This window comes from Microbacterium sp. zg-Y1090 (genome assembly GCF_030246945.1).
GTDB classification, from domain to species: Bacteria; Actinomycetota; Actinomycetes; order Actinomycetales; family Microbacteriaceae; genus Microbacterium; species Microbacterium wangruii.
On record NZ_CP126742.1, the window covers coordinates 671,627 to 685,081 of the forward strand.

The following is a 13,455-nucleotide window of genomic DNA, read 5'->3' on the forward strand; positions in this document are numbered from 1 at the left end:
CCGAGAGCCGTCAGCGGCGGTGGCGGATGCCGGCGAGGAAGTACGCCGCCGGACCGATCCAGTTGATGAGGATGATCGGGGTCCACAGCGCCTTCGGGCCGCGCACGTCGCCCGGGTCTCGGTGACCGAGGTCCCAGTAGGCGAGGAAGGCGAATGCGGCCTGCAGCACGCCCACCAGGCTGAGTCCGACCTTGGCTCCTGCGCTGAGAGCTGCGGCTTTCTTGGCCATGTCCCACCCCTTTCGTCGCGCTCATTCTGCCCCAGGTGGTGCCGGTGTGGGTCCTCCTCGCGGAAAAGCGTGCGCCCTCGGGTGCCGTCGGGCACGATGTGGTCCATGGGATCAGCGTTGACCACCATCGGATTGCCCGTCGCCCTCGGCATCATCATGTTCGGCTTGGGCCTCAGTCTCACCCCGCGCGACTTCGCGCGGGTCGCCACCCAGCCCAAGGCGGTGATCGTCGCGCTGGGATGCCAGCTGGTGCTGCTGCCGGCGATCTGCTTCGGCCTGGTGCTGCTGTTCCAGCTGCCGCCGGTGCTCGCCGTGGGCATGATGATGCTCGCCGCCTCACCGGGAGGGACGACCGCCAACCTCTACAGCCACCTGTTCCGCGGCGACATCGCGCTGAACATCTCGCTGACCGCGATCAACTCCGTCATCGCCGTGGTGACGCTGCCGATCATCACGAACCTGGCGATCGCCTACTTCGACCCCTTCGACGGGGAGCTCGGGATGCAGTGGGCCAAGACCGCCGAGGTGTTCGCGATCGTGCTGCTTCCGGTGGCGCTCGGGATGATCGTGCGGCGCGTGCGTCCGGGGTTCGCCGATGGCATGGACAAGCCGGTGCGCATCGTGTCGGTGATCGTGCTGGTGGTCGTGATCGCGGGAGCGGTGGCATCCAACTGGGCGCTGCTGGTCGACAACGTCGCGAGCCTGGCGCTCATCACGGTGCTGTTCTGCCTCATCAGCCTGGCCGTCGGATACCTCGTGCCGCGGCTGCTGCGCGTCGGGCAGCGCCAGGCGGTCGCGTCGTCGTTCGAGATCGGCATCCACAACGCCACGCTCGCCATCGTCATCGCCCAGACCGTGCTCGGCTCGATGGAGCTGAGTCTTCCGGCCGCCGTCTACGGCGTGCTGATGTTCTTCATCGCCTTCGGGTTCGGCTTCGTCATCCGCGGGCGCGGCGACGCCGCTGCCGCCGAGCGCGAGGAGAGGGACGGTGCCGCCGAGCGCGTGCCTTCGTAGACTGGCCGCCATGCGTCCGCTCACTGAGGACGAACTGCGCACCTCGTTCGTCAACGCCGGTCCTGAGGACATCCGCCAGGTGACCGTGCCCGCCGACTTCCCCTTCGCCGACTGGGACCACCTGGACTTCTACGCGTGGCGCGACCCGCGCACCCGGGGGAGGGGCTACGTCGTCGCCGAACTCGACGGCCGGCTCGCCGCGGTGATGCTGCGCGCGGCCGACGGATCGGGGCGGGCGCGAGCGGCGATGTGCAACCTCTGCCACACGATGCAGCCGGCTGATCAGGTGGCTCTGTTCACGGCGCGCAAGGCCGGGGATGCCGGAGCGCACGGCGACAGCATCGGCACCTACATCTGCGCCGATCTGTCGTGCCACGAGAACGTCAGGCTGGCGGCTCCCCTCGCGCCGAGCGAGGTCCGCGCGAGCGTGGACCGCCGCATCGACGGCACCCGGCAGCGCGCCGAAGCCTTCGTCGCGCGGGTGCTGGATGCCGAGGCGTGAGCCGATTTTCGCCACCCGCCGCGACAGAGTACGATAGACAATCGCGCCTCCGATCGCCTGATAAAGCCGGTCGGGTGCGCACCTGGCGAGTTACCCAAGCGGCCAAAGGGATCTGACTGTAAATCAGCCGGCGTAGCCTTCGGGGGTTCGAATCCCTCACTCGCCACCCTCAAGTGAAGGAGACAGCGGAGCGATCCGCGGTCTCCTTCACCTTTTTGCGTGCCGGGAGCGGGTCGCGGCAGCGACGAGGCCGTAACCGTCCAGTCGTGTCCAACATCGATCCCATGCTGGTGCTGTGTGGTTGCTATGCGCCATCGTGGACATACGAGACCGTGAGGGCCGTCCAGGAGGGGGGCTGAGCGATGGACCGAAGGCGATCTGTCCGCGCGGTGGTGCTGCCCGTCCTCATCATGTGGTGGGTGTTCACCGGACTCTTCGTGGTGAGCCTCCTCTCCGCTCCGCTCGGGGTGGGCGAGGAGCGAGGGTGCCTGCAGCGGCACGTGGGATTCAGCGTCGACCGCTCGATCATCGTCGAGGGGAGCTGGGAGCTTTTTCCGCTCGGACTCACCTGCTCGTTCACGATGCCGTCAGGCGAGCAGATCGTCTATGGCGCCGACCCGGTGCCGTCGGTGATGCTGGTGACGGGGGTCGTCCTGACGGTTGTGGGCGCCGTCGCCCTGATCGTCTCGCACCGTGACCCCGAACGTCAGCGTCGGGGTCGAGCGAGCAGTCCGTCACTGTAGAGGGCCCACGAGCCGTCAGAACGACGCCGGCCCCCGCCATCGCAGCGGGGGCCGGCGTCGGTCGCGCCGGATCAGACCATCAGGCCATCGCGGTGGTCGCTGCGACGCAGACCCGCAGGCTCTCGCGGATCGCGGCTTCGACGTCCTCGGGGCCGTAGCCGAGAGCTGCCTGCACCGGCTCCGGGTCGATGTAGGCGAAGCGCTCCTGCACGCGCGCGGCATCCTCCTGGTGCATGCCGTGCTCGATGCCGCGTGCGGCTTCGGCCTTGTCGTACGCCGTCATACCGGGGAGGAAGACCTCCGCAGGCAGGGGTGTCACGCGGGCCGGGTCCATGCCGGCCTCCTCCGCGATCATGCGGTGGAAGTCGGCGTACGTCATGTTGATGCCGCCGAGCGCATAGGTCTTGCCGTGCTCGCCGCGCTCGATCGCGCCGCGCGCGGCCTTGGCGACCTGGCCGGTGGTGATCATGACGGTGCCACCTGCGGGGACGGCGATGGGGGCGTCCTCGGGCACCGCGGCATCCATCGCCACGAACATGCTCCACAGCGGCACGGTGTCGGGCATGGTGCCGAAGATCCAGGGGAGGCGCAGCGACGTGACCGTCATCGCGCCGTCGCCCTCGAGGAAGGCGACCTGCTCCTGCAGGAGCCGGGTGCGGACGTACCCCGCCTTCTCACGCAGCCCCAGTTCTGGCCACCGCTCGGCGAACTCGGCGAAGTAGGAGCCGAACACGACGAACGAACTGACGCCGGCCTGCCTGGCCAGGCGCGCCATCCGCTGGGTGGGCAGCACGTTGGCGCGGTAGAAGAAGCCGGCAGCGGGTGCCTGCGGGGCGACCCGCTCGTCCACGCCGGCGGCGTAGGCCACAGCATCGACGCCGTCGAGCAGCGCGAGCAGCTCGTCATCGGATGCCGCGGCGACGTCGCAGTACGCGTAGCGCACGCCCTCGAGAGGGTGGGCGGTCTCCGGCGGAAGTGCGATGGAGAGCACGTCATAGCCGTGGGCGAGGAGCTCCTCAGCCGTGGCGCGTCCGAGGAGGCCGGTTCCGCCGATGATGGCAACAGTGGACATGATGTTCCCTTCGTTCTGGGTCAGTCCGCTGTCGTCAACCGCGTCTGGCCTGTGGTCTGACCACAACATATCGCGGGGGGTGCCCGCGGCGCCAGTGGTGGGCCGGGAAAACTCGCTCGCCCGTTCTGCGGCCGGGCTGTGCCGCCGTCAGAGCCGCAGACAATGGATGACCGTGGTCCGACACGCGGGGGCGTGTCAGGATGGGGGGATGCCGCGGCGTGGCGCCGCGCGAGAGGACCGATGATGAGCGAACCGATCACCAGCCCCGCCTCCGCCAAGCTTCTGCGCGTCGCGCTGTGGGTCGCCATCGGCGCGCTCATCGCCGCCGCCTTGGTGTGCGTCGTCTGGGTGCTGTTCGGGCCGGAGACCGGTCTCGTCGGCCGCGCGTTCCTGACGATCCTGTTGCTGGCGGCCTTCGCGGGGGTGGCCATCCTCGAAGCCCAGCTCGCCCCGCGCCGTCCCGCCTGGTTCGCGCTGGCGAGCATGACGACGTGGGTCGTCTCGCTGCTCATCGGCGCCTTCATGATCTGGATGCCGGAGCCGGACCGCTACTTCGGACTCGGTGCCGAGCGCTTCTTCCGCTTTCTGCTGATCGTGCTCATCTTGCAGCTCGCGCTGCTGCACGTGCGGCTGTTCACCAAGTCGCACACCCGCAACTCGACCACGTTCATCTCGATCGTCACCTACGTCACGATCGCGCTCGTCGTGATCCTCGCGGTCATGCTGGTGCTGCCGCTCATGCTGTCGGACTACTTCGACTTCCTCGCGGTGTACTGGCGCATCGTGGTCGCGCTCGCCATCCTGGCGGCGGTCGGAACCGCCCTGGTGCCGCTGGTCAACGCGCTGTTCGCGCCGAAGCGCGAGCGGCCCCTGCGCCACGCGCGCGAGGGGCACGATCCCCGAGTCGTGCAGCAGTACGCCGGACAGTCGCCGTACGCCGGGCAGGGTCAGTACACCGCCGAGGGCACATACGGCGGGCAGGGCTACGGCACCACCTCGCCGTACGGCGCGCAGCAGCAGGTGCCGCCGCAGTGGCCGACCTATGCCGACGGCTTCACCCCGCTCCCCGTCATGCCCGATGGGCAGCCGGATTGGAACGCCTACTACACCGGGCAGCCGACCTTCCCGCAGCAGGCATACGGCGCCCCGTCGCCGCAGCCGCCCGCAGCGCCGCACGAAAGCGCGCCCGAGGTCGCACCGGCGCCGCCCGCGCAGCCGGATGCCACGGCGACGGCGCCCGCAGCGCAGCCGGAGGCGCCGGCATCCGTCGACGCCACCGACATCCCGCCGGTGCCGCCGCTGCCTCCGGTCCCGCCGCTGCCGCCCCGGCCGTAAGCGATACCGCAGCCGCCGCCCGTGACGTTCGTCGCGGGGCGGTCGCGCGTTCCGGCGCAGCGGGTGCGCGTAGCGTGGGCGCATGGCTCTGGAGCAGGAACTGTCCGCACTCGCCGTCGACATCGCCGCGGAAGCCGGGGAACTCGCCCACCGCCGCCGCGCGGAGGGGGTCTCGATCGCGGCGAGCAAGTCCGCCCTTGCGGATATCGTCACCGAAGCCGACCGCGAGGTGGAGAACCTCATCCGGGATCGGCTGTCCGCCGCGCGCCCGGGCGACGGCTTCCTCGGAGAAGAGTCCGAGGCCGACCGCGGCACCACCGGCATCACGTGGGTCGTCGATCCCATCGACGGCACCGTCAACTACGCCTACGGCATCCCCTCCTATGCGGTGAGCATCGCCGCCGTGTCCGGCGAACCCGACCCGCGTGCGTGGCAGGCGCTGGCCGGCGCCGTGTATGCGCCGGCTCTGGGAGAGATGTTCCGCGCGGAGCGCGGTGGGGGTGCGTGGCTCGGCGATGAGCGTCTGCGCGTCAACAGCGACCTGAACCCCGCCGGGTCGCTGCTGGCGACCGGTTTCGGATACGACCCCGCCACGCATGCGCCCCAGCTCGCCCTGCTCGGCCGGGTCATGCCGCTGGCTCGCGACATCCGCCGCATCGGCGCGGCGTCGCTGGATCTGGCCTACGTCGCGGCGGGCCGGCTCGACGGCTATTTCGAGCGCGGGCTGAACCCGTGGGATCACGCCGCTGGCGTGCTCATGGTGCAAGAAGCGGGTGGCATCGCGGTGGGCGTCGACGGCGGCGCCCCCAGCCGGGACATGACCATCGTGGGTGGGGAGCAGCTCGTCGACCGGCTGGCGGCGATCGTCTTCGGCGAGCAGGGAATCCCGACGTGACAACGGGGCCGTCGGAGGGATAGGGTTTACCCGATCGTTATCTTTTCCGCCCGAAGGAAAAGGTGACATCAACCGAATACGAAGACGTCCCTCGCCCCCCGAGTGGCTGACCCGAGAGCCCCCCGATTTGACCCTCGACGCCCCCTCGGCCGTCCCGGCGCCCGCGCGCAGGTCCGACCGCATCGCCGCCGCGAACGCGCGCGACGCCGTCGCTTCCGACGCGCCCCGCGTTCTCACGCGCGCGGAACTGCGCCAGCGCGCGGCCGTCGCTCCGGTCGAGCCCTCGCGTTCGTCGCTGCGCCGGCGTGCCTCGGGCATCCCGGGGGAGTCGTGGCGCGTCGAGCAGCCGACCGAGGTCGCGCCGGAGCCGCAGGCGGATGCCGCGCAGGCGACGGCGCCGCAGGCGGACGCACCGCAGGCGGATGCCGCGCACTCGGACGCGTCGCAGGTCGATGGCGCCCAGGTCGCGGGTCTCGCCGCATTCGTGGTTGCCGCGGCGGCCGTCGAGCTTCCCGCGGCGCTGACGCGCCGGTCTCCCGAGCCCGCCTCCGTGCTCCAGCCCTCCGCCGCCCCGATGACGCGCGCGGCCCGCGCGGCTGCGGCGCGCGCGGCCCGTGCCCCCGAGCCTCTCGCGATCGTGGCTCCCGATGCGCAGGTCCCCGCAGTCGAAGCGCCCGCAGCCGAGGCGCCCGCAGTCGAAGCGCCCGCAGTCGAGGCGCCCGCAGCCGAGGCGCCTGCAGTCGAGGTCCCTGCAGTCGAGGTCCCCGCAGTCGAGGCGCCCGCTGTCGAGGTCGCCGTGGCCGACGTCGCCGTCACCCTCGTGCCGGTGGATGACGCGTCCCTCACCGCCGCGCCGCAGGCGCAACCGCCGCTGCGGCGGCGCGCACGCCGAGCGGAGGCCGCCACGCCGCCCGCATCGGCTGCTGCAGACATCGATGCGACAGCAGAAGCGGACTGCCCCCTTCCTGACGCGGTGACCTCTGCGCCCGCCGCCCCACAGCTCGACGATTTCGAACGCGCCGCGAAGATCTTCGCGTTCGCGGGATCGGCCCGGCAGCAGGCCGCGGGTGCACGCGCCGGGGAGCGCGCCGCCCCCCGCGCGCAGGTCGCGCCGTGCGCCGAAGGCACGCCCCCTCGCGGGTGGGCGCAGGCGCGCAAGCGTCTGGCTGCCGCATCCGCGTCGATCGGCGCGATGGGCGTCGTGGGCCTGCTCGCGATCAGCATGACGACGCCGGCCGGCGCCGTCGCCGCGGGTGAGGCGCAGACCGTCCCGGGTGCCGCGGCTACCTCGGCATCCGCCGAGGACGCGCTCACCGAGACCGATGAGATCCAGGCGTTCGTGGCATCCGCCGCCACGACCGACATCAGCCTCGGTCGCGATGCGAACTACACCACGGCGACGCGGTCGGACCTCGCCGCCGAGTCGGGCGTGCGCAACTTCGACAATTCGTTCATCAGCGACCCGAACTCGCCCGTGCAGTGGCCGTTCCCGGTGGGGGTTCCCTACACCTGGGGCTTCCAGATGCGCGACGGCAGCATGCACCACGGCATCGACTTCGTGCCGGGGCAGGGCGCCGAGATCCACGCGATCGCCGACGGCACCGTGCGCGTCGCCACCGAGGCCGGCGGGCTGTACGGGGTGCACGTCATCATCGACCACGTCATCGACGGCGAACTCGTCTCGAGCCACTACGCGCACATGGAGTACGGCTCCCTCAACGTGGCGGTCGGTGACACGATCACGGTGGGCGAGGTGCTCGGCACCGTCGGTGACACCGGCTACTCCTTCGGTGCGCACCTGCACTTCGAGATCCTGCAGAACGGGTCGACGCGCATCGACCCGCTTCCGTGGATGCGCGAACACACCGGAGGGTGACTGCGCGTTTCAGAGCACGCCGCGGCTCTGATATCCTCGTCTAGTTGCCTGCTTGCAGGCAGCACGCCCCGATAGCTCAGTGGCAGAGCACTTCCATGGTAAGGAAGGGGTCGTCAGTTCAATCCTGACTCGGGGCTCGAAGCATCGTGAGATGCGTCGCGGCAGGGTAGCTCAGTTGGTGAGAGCGCACGACTCATAATCGTGAGGTCGCGGGTTCGAACCCCGCTCCTGCTACAGATCGAAACCCCCGGAAACGTCCGGGGGTTTTCTGCATCTGCCGACGGATGCCGTGGCTACCGAGCTCCGCCGCCGAGGAACCATACGCCGGGATGACGGCAGGTCATCTTCGCGGCGGATTCGCCCCGCCGTGCCCCCGCGTTCACTGGGACCATGAACGAACCCACGTCGTCGCCCCGTCCTTCCCGCATCGCGCGCCTCGCCGCCACCGGTCTGCTCGGACTCGCTGCCGTCGCCACGCTCGCCGGCTGTGCGAACCCCATGGACATCGTCTCGAAGGTGCACACCGAGACGTTCTCCGATCGGAAGGCGGCCGATGAAGGCTGGGTGGGCGTGCGGATGCCGGAATGGATTCCCGCGGACGCCGGTCCGATCCACTCCACGGCCACCATGAACGAGACCAACGCCGTCATCTTCGTCGAGGGCGGATCGGATCCGCAGGGGTGCGAGGAGCAGGACCGGCGGTCCCTCCCGTTCGACGGCCGCTACGGCGGATTCCCCGAAGACGACGCGCTCCCGGCGACGGTTCTGGCATGCGGGCCGTACGAGGTGCTCGAGATCGAGTCGGGCCTGCTCGGCTGGTTCAACGCCACGGAGGAGGGCCAGACGCCGGATGATCTCTGAGCCGAGCGGGCACCGAGGGGCGCGCCGTCAGAAGGGCGCGTCGTCGAACTCGGGATCGGTGGCGAACGCCACTTCGCTCACGGGCCGGTCGATGTAGACGCGCGCGGTCGGTGACGTCCACTCGAGCACACCACCCGGTCGTTGACGCACGCGCCAAGGGGAGTGGTGTTTGCCGGTGTGATGTCGCCGGCAGACGTGCGCGAGGTTGCGGACGTCCGTCGCGCCGCCCCGAGCGCGGTCGACGGTGTGATCGATGTCACAGATCTTCGCCGGCACGCGGCAGGCGGGGAACCGGCAGTGCTGGTCGCGGGTGCGCAGATGCCGTCGCATCTCCTCGGAGGGGCGGTACCGGTCCACGGCGAGCACGGCGCCGCTGACCGGGTGGGTGAGGATGCGATCCCAGCCGGGGGCGTCGGCGGTGAGGGATCGCGCGGTGGCCGCATCGATCGGCCCGTGCCCGACGAGCACGGTCGCCTCGAACGGATCGGCGACGCGGTCGCCGATGAGGGCCAGGACGGGCACGGTGACCTGCACCGTGCCGCGGATCGCGCGGAGACCACCGTCGGCGACGCTCAGCGTCGACGGCTCCCCGGTCAGCAGCAGGTCGGAGAGGACGTCGGCGCGCAGCTCGTTGAGGGTGCGGGTGTCGGAGGGGGCGGGTCGCCCGTCGTCGGTGAGTGCATCGTCACCGACGCCGGCCTGCGAGTCCTGGGCGCTGCGCGCGATCTGGGAGAGCCGGTCGAAGGCGCCGTGCGCGAGCACCGCCGGGAGGACGGCGACGAGCTCGGCCATGCCGTCGTCGAGGTCCGTCACCGACACCCCGCGCCGCAGCCGTGCCTGCCGGTGCCGCTCGTCGACGGTGGTGTCGGAGTACCACTGCGCGCGGAGGCGCGCGACCGGCGCGAGCCGGGTGGCCGCCTCGCTCTCGGCATACGGCAGTACCGCATCTTCATAAGCGGCGCGCAGCTCGGGCCGCGAGATGATCGCGCCGTTGGCGACGATGACCCGCACATGAGCGGCGGAGATGCGTCCCGCCTCGAGTGCCGCGAGCGTGCTCGGATAGTCCCTGACGAGCGTGGCGGCGTCGCCGATCTGACGCTGCACGGTGCGGTCGCTCACCCGCCACGCGGCGGCGATCTCCGCAGCGGCGATGCGGTGCGGCATCTCGGCCTCGGAGCGGTGCTGCAGCCCGGCATCCTTCACCCAGTCCGCCACGACGTCGTCCGTCGCGGCCAGCAACCGTGCCTCACGAGCCTGCAGGCGTGCCAGCTGCTGCCGCACGGCGATCAAGTCGGGCAGGATCCCGCCGAGGCGGTCGACGGCACGCGCCGCCGCCTCGTCGGGGGGAAGATATCTCGTATCCTGCATGCCCTTATCATCGCGCGAACCTCCGACATTGATTCGACGCCGGAGGGTGCTCACGTCACGCCGTCATCAGCACCTTCAGCGCCTTCGTCTCGGCAGCGCGGCCGAAGACGTCGTACGCCTCCTCGATCTCGTCGAGGGTGAACTCGTGCGTGACGAACAGCGATGCCTCGACCTTGTGCTGCTCGACGAGCTTGAGCAGGGTGTCGGTGGTGTTGGCGTTGACCAGCCCCATCGTGATGGCGATGTTCGCGATCCACAGCCGGTCGATCGGCAGCTCCACGGGCTTGCCGTGCACGCCCACATTGGCCACGACGCCTCCGGGGCGCACGATGTCGAGCGCGGCCGCGAAGGTGGCAGGGATGCCGACAGCCTCGATCGCGACGTCGACGCCGAGCCCGTCGGTCAGCGCCATCACCTGCTCGCGCCAATCCGCGTCGGAGGAGAGCACGCCGTCCGTGGCGCCGAACCGCTTGGCCTGCTCGATGCGGTTGGCGTCCAGGTCGAGGGAAATCACCCGCGACGGGCCGTAGAGTCCCGCGGTCGCGATGGTGGCGAGGCCCACGGGTCCGGCACCGATGACCGCGACCACATCGCCGGCCTTCACCCCGCCCGCCTGCACACCGATCTCGTGACCGGTCGGCAGAATGTCCGACAGCAGCATCGCCTCGGCGTCGGTGACCGTGGCCGGCACCTTGTACAGCGACGTCTCGGCGTACGGGATGCGCACGTATTCGGCCTGCGTGCCGTCGATGAGGTGCCCGAGGATCCAGCCGATGCCCGACTCGCCCTCCGGGGCCAGACAGTGCGAGTACAGCTGCTTGCGGCAGTAGCCGCAGTGCCCGCACGCGCTGATGCAGGAGATGATCACGCGGTCGCCGACCGCCAGGCCCTCGACGGCGGCTCCGACCTCGGTGATCGTTCCGACGCCCTCGTGCCCGAGGATGCGCCCATCGGTCACGGCCGGCACGTCGCCCTTGAGGATGTGCAGGTCGGTGCCGCAGATCGTCGTCGCATCGATCTTGACGATGGCATCCGTGGCGTTCTTGATGACCGGATCGGGCACCGCCTCCCATGCCTTGTTCCCTGCCCCGTGGTACACGAGTGCCTTCATGGCCTTCCTCCTGTCGTCGTCGTGCGGCCCATCTTCCGCTCCGCGCGGGCCGGGCAACAGGCCCCTTGTCGCACCCCCGCCCCGGGGATAGCGTCAGCCGCACAGTGTGCATCATGCGAGCTCCGGTGGTGCATCCCGAACGCTGCCCGTCACGGTGCGTCGCGGGCGGCCTGAACGCAAGGTAGGCAAATCCATGGCTGATCTCATCGTCATCGCCTTCGACTCGGAGGCCGACGCCGAAGCGGCGTACAACACCGTGCAGCAGCTGCAGGACGACATGGTCGTGCAGCTGGCGGGTCTTGCGCTGGTCAAGGTGAACAACGAAGGCAAGACGAGCGTGGAGTACCCCGGAGGCATCGCGAACATCGGGTTCGGTGCGGTGGGCGGGGCGCTGTTCGGCACCCTCATCGGCATCCTCTTCTTCGTCCCCGTCGCCGGACTCGTCCTCGGCGGCCTCGTCGGCGCGCTGTTCGCGGGCCTCGACAAGGTCGGCATGGACTCGGAGTTCCGCAGCCGCGTGCAGTCGGCGGTCACGGCCGGCAAGTCGGCCGTCGTGATCTACGCGACCAAGCTCACGGCCGACAAGTTCGCCGCCGCGCTGGCGCCCTTCCACGGCACGGTCATGCAGACCTCGCTGTCGGAGGACGACGAGCGCGAACTCGCCCATGATCTCGGCGCGAACCAGGGGCAGGCGTCGCCGGCACCGGCACCGGCACCGGCCCCGGCCGAATAGTCGTACGGGGAGCGCTCGCTTGCCGTCGGTGCGGGCGAGCGCAACCCCTGGGCGCACCCCGGGGAGTGCTTCTAGGGTGGGCGGATGCCGGTGAACACTCTGTGGCTCGTACGACACGGTGAGAGCGTGGGCAACGTCGCGGCGAGCCGCGCGGAGCGGGAAGGACTCGAACGCATCCCGCTGGACATACGCGACTCCGACGTGCCGCTGTCCTCGACGGGGGAGGAGCAGGCCGCCGCGCTCGGGGATTGGCTCGAAGACAATCGCGGCGCGATCGACGCGTACTGGTCATCGCCGTACCTGCGGGCACGCGAGACGCTCGCGATCGCGCTGGGCGGCCACCCCGCCGACGTCGTCGTCGACGAGCGGCTGCGCGATCGTGAGCTCGGCATTCTGGACCTGCTCACCATGAGCGGAGTCGCGCGGCTGCACCCGGAGGAGGCGCAGCGCCGGCGTCACCTCGGCAAGTACTACCACCGCCCCCCGGGCGGGGAATCGTGGGCGGACGTCGCGCTGCGGCTGAGATCCGTCCTCGGAGATCTGCTGGCCGGCCCACAGGAATCGGCGCTCGTGGTCGCCCACGACGCCGTGGTCACCCTGATCGTCTCCCTGCTGCGCGGCATGCCCGAGCGCGAACTGCTGGAGTTCGCCGCGGCGAACCCGGTGCTCAACGCGTCGGTGACCCGTCTCGAGCTCGTCGACGGCCGGTGGGAGCTGCGGGCGTTCTCCGACGTGGGCCATCTGCAGGAGGAGGGTGCGAAGGTCACGGTGCACCCGGGGACCCCCGAGGTCGGCGACCCGGCAACCGGTCCGCAAGCCACCCCCGACGCCCGCACGGAGCAGGCGCCATGACGACACATCGTGACGACGCGCCGCAGCCGGTGACGGAGGAGCTGCTGGCGCAGTGGGGCCTTCCCGATCCCGGAGCGGACAAGAAAGCACGCGGGGACGTCATCGTGATCGGCGGCTCCCGCAGAACGCCGGGCGGCGTGATGCTTGCGGGCGAGGCGACCTTGCGGGTGGGCGCGGGCAGACTCGCCGTCTTCGTGCCGGGTTCGATCGATGCGCAGGTGGGCATCGTGCTGCCGGAGGCGGCGGTCTATGCCCTGCCCGAGCGCGCCCGGGACCCCTTCCCCCGGGCGGCGCAGCAGAACATCGCCGCGGCGGATGCCGTGCTCGTCGGGCCCGGGTTCGACGACGCCGACGAGACGCGCGACACCCTTCTCGCCGTCGCCGACGCCGGCCCGCGGTGCCTGGTGCTCGACGCCTACGCCCTCGGCATCCTCTCCGACGTCGACCGTGCGCGCCTGCCCGAGGAGCTGCTCCTCACCCCCAACCGCGAAGAGCTCGCGCTGCTGCTCGGCGGAGACACCCCGGCGGATGAGCTGGGCGATGATCTGACGGATGCCGTGCGCGAGGTGGCCCGACGCCACTTGGCCGTCGTCAGCTGCTACGACGTCGTCGCCGACCCTGACGGCGCCGCCTGGCGCATCGACGGCGGCGGGCCGGGGCTGGCCACCTCGGGAAGCGGCGACGTGCTCGCGGGTGCCGTCACCGGGTTCGTCGCCCGCGGCACCGGATCGGCGCAGGCGGCGGTGTGGGCGGCCTGGGTGCATGCACGCGCCGGTGACCGGCTCACCGAGCGCTTCGGGCTCGGCTTCCTCGCCCGCGAGCTCGTCGCCGAGCTGCCGCTCGCGCTGCGCGAGGCCGCGTAGC

14 protein-coding genes and 3 tRNA genes are annotated in these 13,455 nt (G+C 70.7%); 13 read left to right on the plus strand and 4 right to left on the minus strand.

Annotated elements, in window-relative coordinates:
* Nucleotides 1–10 precede the first annotated feature (10 nt).
* Nucleotides 11–229 carry a PLDc N-terminal domain-containing protein gene (locus tag QNO26_RS03060; protein WP_257526082.1) on the minus strand — a complete coding sequence of 73 codons (219 nt, stop codon included), beginning with the start codon at nucleotides 227–229 and terminating at the stop codon, nucleotides 11–13.
* A 105-nt stretch (nucleotides 230–334) separates the two neighbouring features.
* On the opposite strand from QNO26_RS03060, the gene QNO26_RS03065 reads away from it, so the two are divergent.
* The 4 genes from QNO26_RS03065 to QNO26_RS03080 all read left to right on the plus strand — a co-directional run bounded on the left by QNO26_RS03065 (nucleotide 335) and on the right by QNO26_RS03080 (nucleotide 2,488).
* Nucleotides 335–1,243, plus strand: a complete 909-nt coding sequence (locus QNO26_RS03065) for a bile acid:sodium symporter family protein (protein ID WP_257526081.1) — start codon at nucleotides 335–337, stop codon at nucleotides 1,241–1,243.
* A 10-nt stretch (nucleotides 1,244–1,253) separates the two neighbouring features.
* Nucleotides 1,254–1,745, plus strand: coding sequence for an FBP domain-containing protein (locus tag QNO26_RS03070; RefSeq protein WP_257526080.1), 492 nt, complete (start codon nucleotides 1,254–1,256; stop codon nucleotides 1,743–1,745).
* Nucleotides 1,746–1,829: 84 nt separating this feature from the next.
* A tRNA-Tyr gene (locus QNO26_RS03075) sits at nucleotides 1,830–1,911 on the plus strand.
* A 223-nt stretch (nucleotides 1,912–2,134) separates the two neighbouring features.
* The gene (locus tag QNO26_RS03080) at nucleotides 2,135–2,488 is read left to right on the plus strand and encodes a hypothetical protein (RefSeq protein WP_257526079.1); all 354 of its coding nucleotides are present in this window, start codon (nucleotides 2,135–2,137) and stop codon (nucleotides 2,486–2,488) included.
* Between the two features lie 79 nt (nucleotides 2,489–2,567).
* On the opposite strand, the gene QNO26_RS03085 is transcribed toward QNO26_RS03080, so the two are convergent.
* A complete protein-coding gene (locus QNO26_RS03085) occupies nucleotides 2,568–3,560 on the minus strand; it encodes an NAD-dependent epimerase/dehydratase family protein (protein ID WP_257526077.1) in 993 nt (330 codons plus the stop codon).
* 243 nt (nucleotides 3,561–3,803) lie between these two features.
* Between QNO26_RS03085 and QNO26_RS03090 the strand changes: the two genes are divergently transcribed.
* The 6 genes from QNO26_RS03090 (at nucleotide 3,804) to QNO26_RS03115 (ending at nucleotide 8,527) form a co-directional block, all read left to right on the plus strand.
* A complete protein-coding gene (locus QNO26_RS03090) occupies nucleotides 3,804–4,895 on the plus strand; it encodes a hypothetical protein (RefSeq protein ID WP_257526076.1) in 1,092 nt (363 codons plus the stop codon).
* An 82-nt stretch (nucleotides 4,896–4,977) separates the two neighbouring features.
* Nucleotides 4,978–5,790, plus strand: coding sequence for an inositol monophosphatase family protein (locus tag QNO26_RS03095; RefSeq protein WP_257526075.1), 813 nt, complete (start codon nucleotides 4,978–4,980; stop codon nucleotides 5,788–5,790).
* A gap of 127 nt (nucleotides 5,791–5,917) precedes the next feature.
* Nucleotides 5,918–7,666, plus strand: a complete 1,749-nt coding sequence (locus tag QNO26_RS03100) for a M23 family metallopeptidase (protein WP_257526074.1) — start codon at nucleotides 5,918–5,920, stop codon at nucleotides 7,664–7,666.
* A 65-nt stretch (nucleotides 7,667–7,731) separates the two neighbouring features.
* Nucleotides 7,732–7,803: transfer RNA gene (locus QNO26_RS03105), tRNA-Thr, on the plus strand.
* Between the two features lie 23 nt (nucleotides 7,804–7,826).
* A tRNA-Met gene (locus QNO26_RS03110) sits at nucleotides 7,827–7,900 on the plus strand.
* 156 nt (nucleotides 7,901–8,056) lie between these two features.
* Nucleotides 8,057–8,527, plus strand: a complete 471-nt coding sequence (locus tag QNO26_RS03115) for a hypothetical protein (protein WP_257526073.1) — start codon at nucleotides 8,057–8,059, stop codon at nucleotides 8,525–8,527.
* A gap of 27 nt (nucleotides 8,528–8,554) precedes the next feature.
* Here QNO26_RS03115 and QNO26_RS03120 read toward each other — a convergent pair whose 3' ends face one another.
* Both QNO26_RS03120 and QNO26_RS03125 read right to left on the minus strand, forming a co-directional pair.
* On the minus strand, nucleotides 8,555–9,895 hold the full coding sequence (locus QNO26_RS03120) for an HNH endonuclease signature motif containing protein (RefSeq protein WP_257526072.1): 1,341 nt from the start codon (nucleotides 9,893–9,895) through the stop codon (nucleotides 8,555–8,557).
* 55 nt (nucleotides 9,896–9,950) lie between these two features.
* Nucleotides 9,951–11,006 (minus strand): zinc-dependent alcohol dehydrogenase family protein, encoded by a 1,056-nt coding sequence (locus QNO26_RS03125; protein ID WP_257526071.1) that lies wholly within the window; start codon nucleotides 11,004–11,006, stop codon nucleotides 9,951–9,953.
* Between the two features lie 193 nt (nucleotides 11,007–11,199).
* Here QNO26_RS03125 and QNO26_RS03130 point away from each other — a divergent pair, with 193 nt between their 5' ends.
* From QNO26_RS03130 to QNO26_RS03140, 3 genes are all read left to right on the plus strand, one after another.
* Nucleotides 11,200–11,739, plus strand: a complete 540-nt coding sequence (locus QNO26_RS03130; protein WP_257526070.1) for a DUF1269 domain-containing protein — start codon at nucleotides 11,200–11,202, stop codon at nucleotides 11,737–11,739.
* Nucleotides 11,740–11,823: 84 nt separating this feature from the next.
* On the plus strand, nucleotides 11,824–12,591 hold the full coding sequence (locus tag QNO26_RS03135) for a histidine phosphatase family protein (RefSeq protein WP_257526069.1): 768 nt from the start codon (nucleotides 11,824–11,826) through the stop codon (nucleotides 12,589–12,591).
* Nucleotides 12,588–13,454: an NAD(P)H-hydrate dehydratase gene (locus tag QNO26_RS03140; protein ID WP_257526068.1), complete on the plus strand. Its 867-nt coding sequence runs from the start codon at nucleotides 12,588–12,590 to the stop codon at nucleotides 13,452–13,454. The genes QNO26_RS03135 and QNO26_RS03140 overlap by 4 nt, the downstream gene beginning before the upstream one ends.
* Nucleotide 13,455: the final 1 nt, after the last annotated feature.

Coding starts and splice junctions, on each gene's coding strand:
- QNO26_RS03060 (WP_257526082.1), bottom strand. CDS start 229: ATGGCCAAGAAAGCCGCAGCTCTCAGCGCAGGAGCCAAGGTCGGACTC.
- QNO26_RS03065 (WP_257526081.1), top strand. CDS start 335: ATGGGATCAGCGTTGACCACCATCGGATTGCCCGTCGCCCTCGGCATC.
- QNO26_RS03070 (WP_257526080.1), top strand. CDS start 1,254: ATGCGTCCGCTCACTGAGGACGAACTGCGCACCTCGTTCGTCAACGCC.
- QNO26_RS03085 (WP_257526077.1), bottom strand. CDS start 3,560: ATGTCCACTGTTGCCATCATCGGCGGAACCGGCCTCCTCGGACGCGCC.
- QNO26_RS03090 (WP_257526076.1), top strand. CDS start 3,804: ATGAGCGAACCGATCACCAGCCCCGCCTCCGCCAAGCTTCTGCGCGTC.
- QNO26_RS03095 (WP_257526075.1), top strand. CDS start 4,978: ATGGCTCTGGAGCAGGAACTGTCCGCACTCGCCGTCGACATCGCCGCG.
- QNO26_RS03115 (WP_257526073.1), top strand. CDS start 8,057: ATGAACGAACCCACGTCGTCGCCCCGTCCTTCCCGCATCGCGCGCCTC.
- QNO26_RS03120 (WP_257526072.1), bottom strand. CDS start 9,895: ATGCAGGATACGAGATATCTTCCCCCCGACGAGGCGGCGGCGCGTGCC.
- QNO26_RS03125 (WP_257526071.1), bottom strand. CDS start 11,006: ATGAAGGCACTCGTGTACCACGGGGCAGGGAACAAGGCATGGGAGGCG.
- QNO26_RS03130 (WP_257526070.1), top strand. CDS start 11,200: ATGGCTGATCTCATCGTCATCGCCTTCGACTCGGAGGCCGACGCCGAA.
- QNO26_RS03135 (WP_257526069.1), top strand. CDS start 11,824: ATGCCGGTGAACACTCTGTGGCTCGTACGACACGGTGAGAGCGTGGGC.
- QNO26_RS03140 (WP_257526068.1), top strand. CDS start 12,588: ATGACGACACATCGTGACGACGCGCCGCAGCCGGTGACGGAGGAGCTG.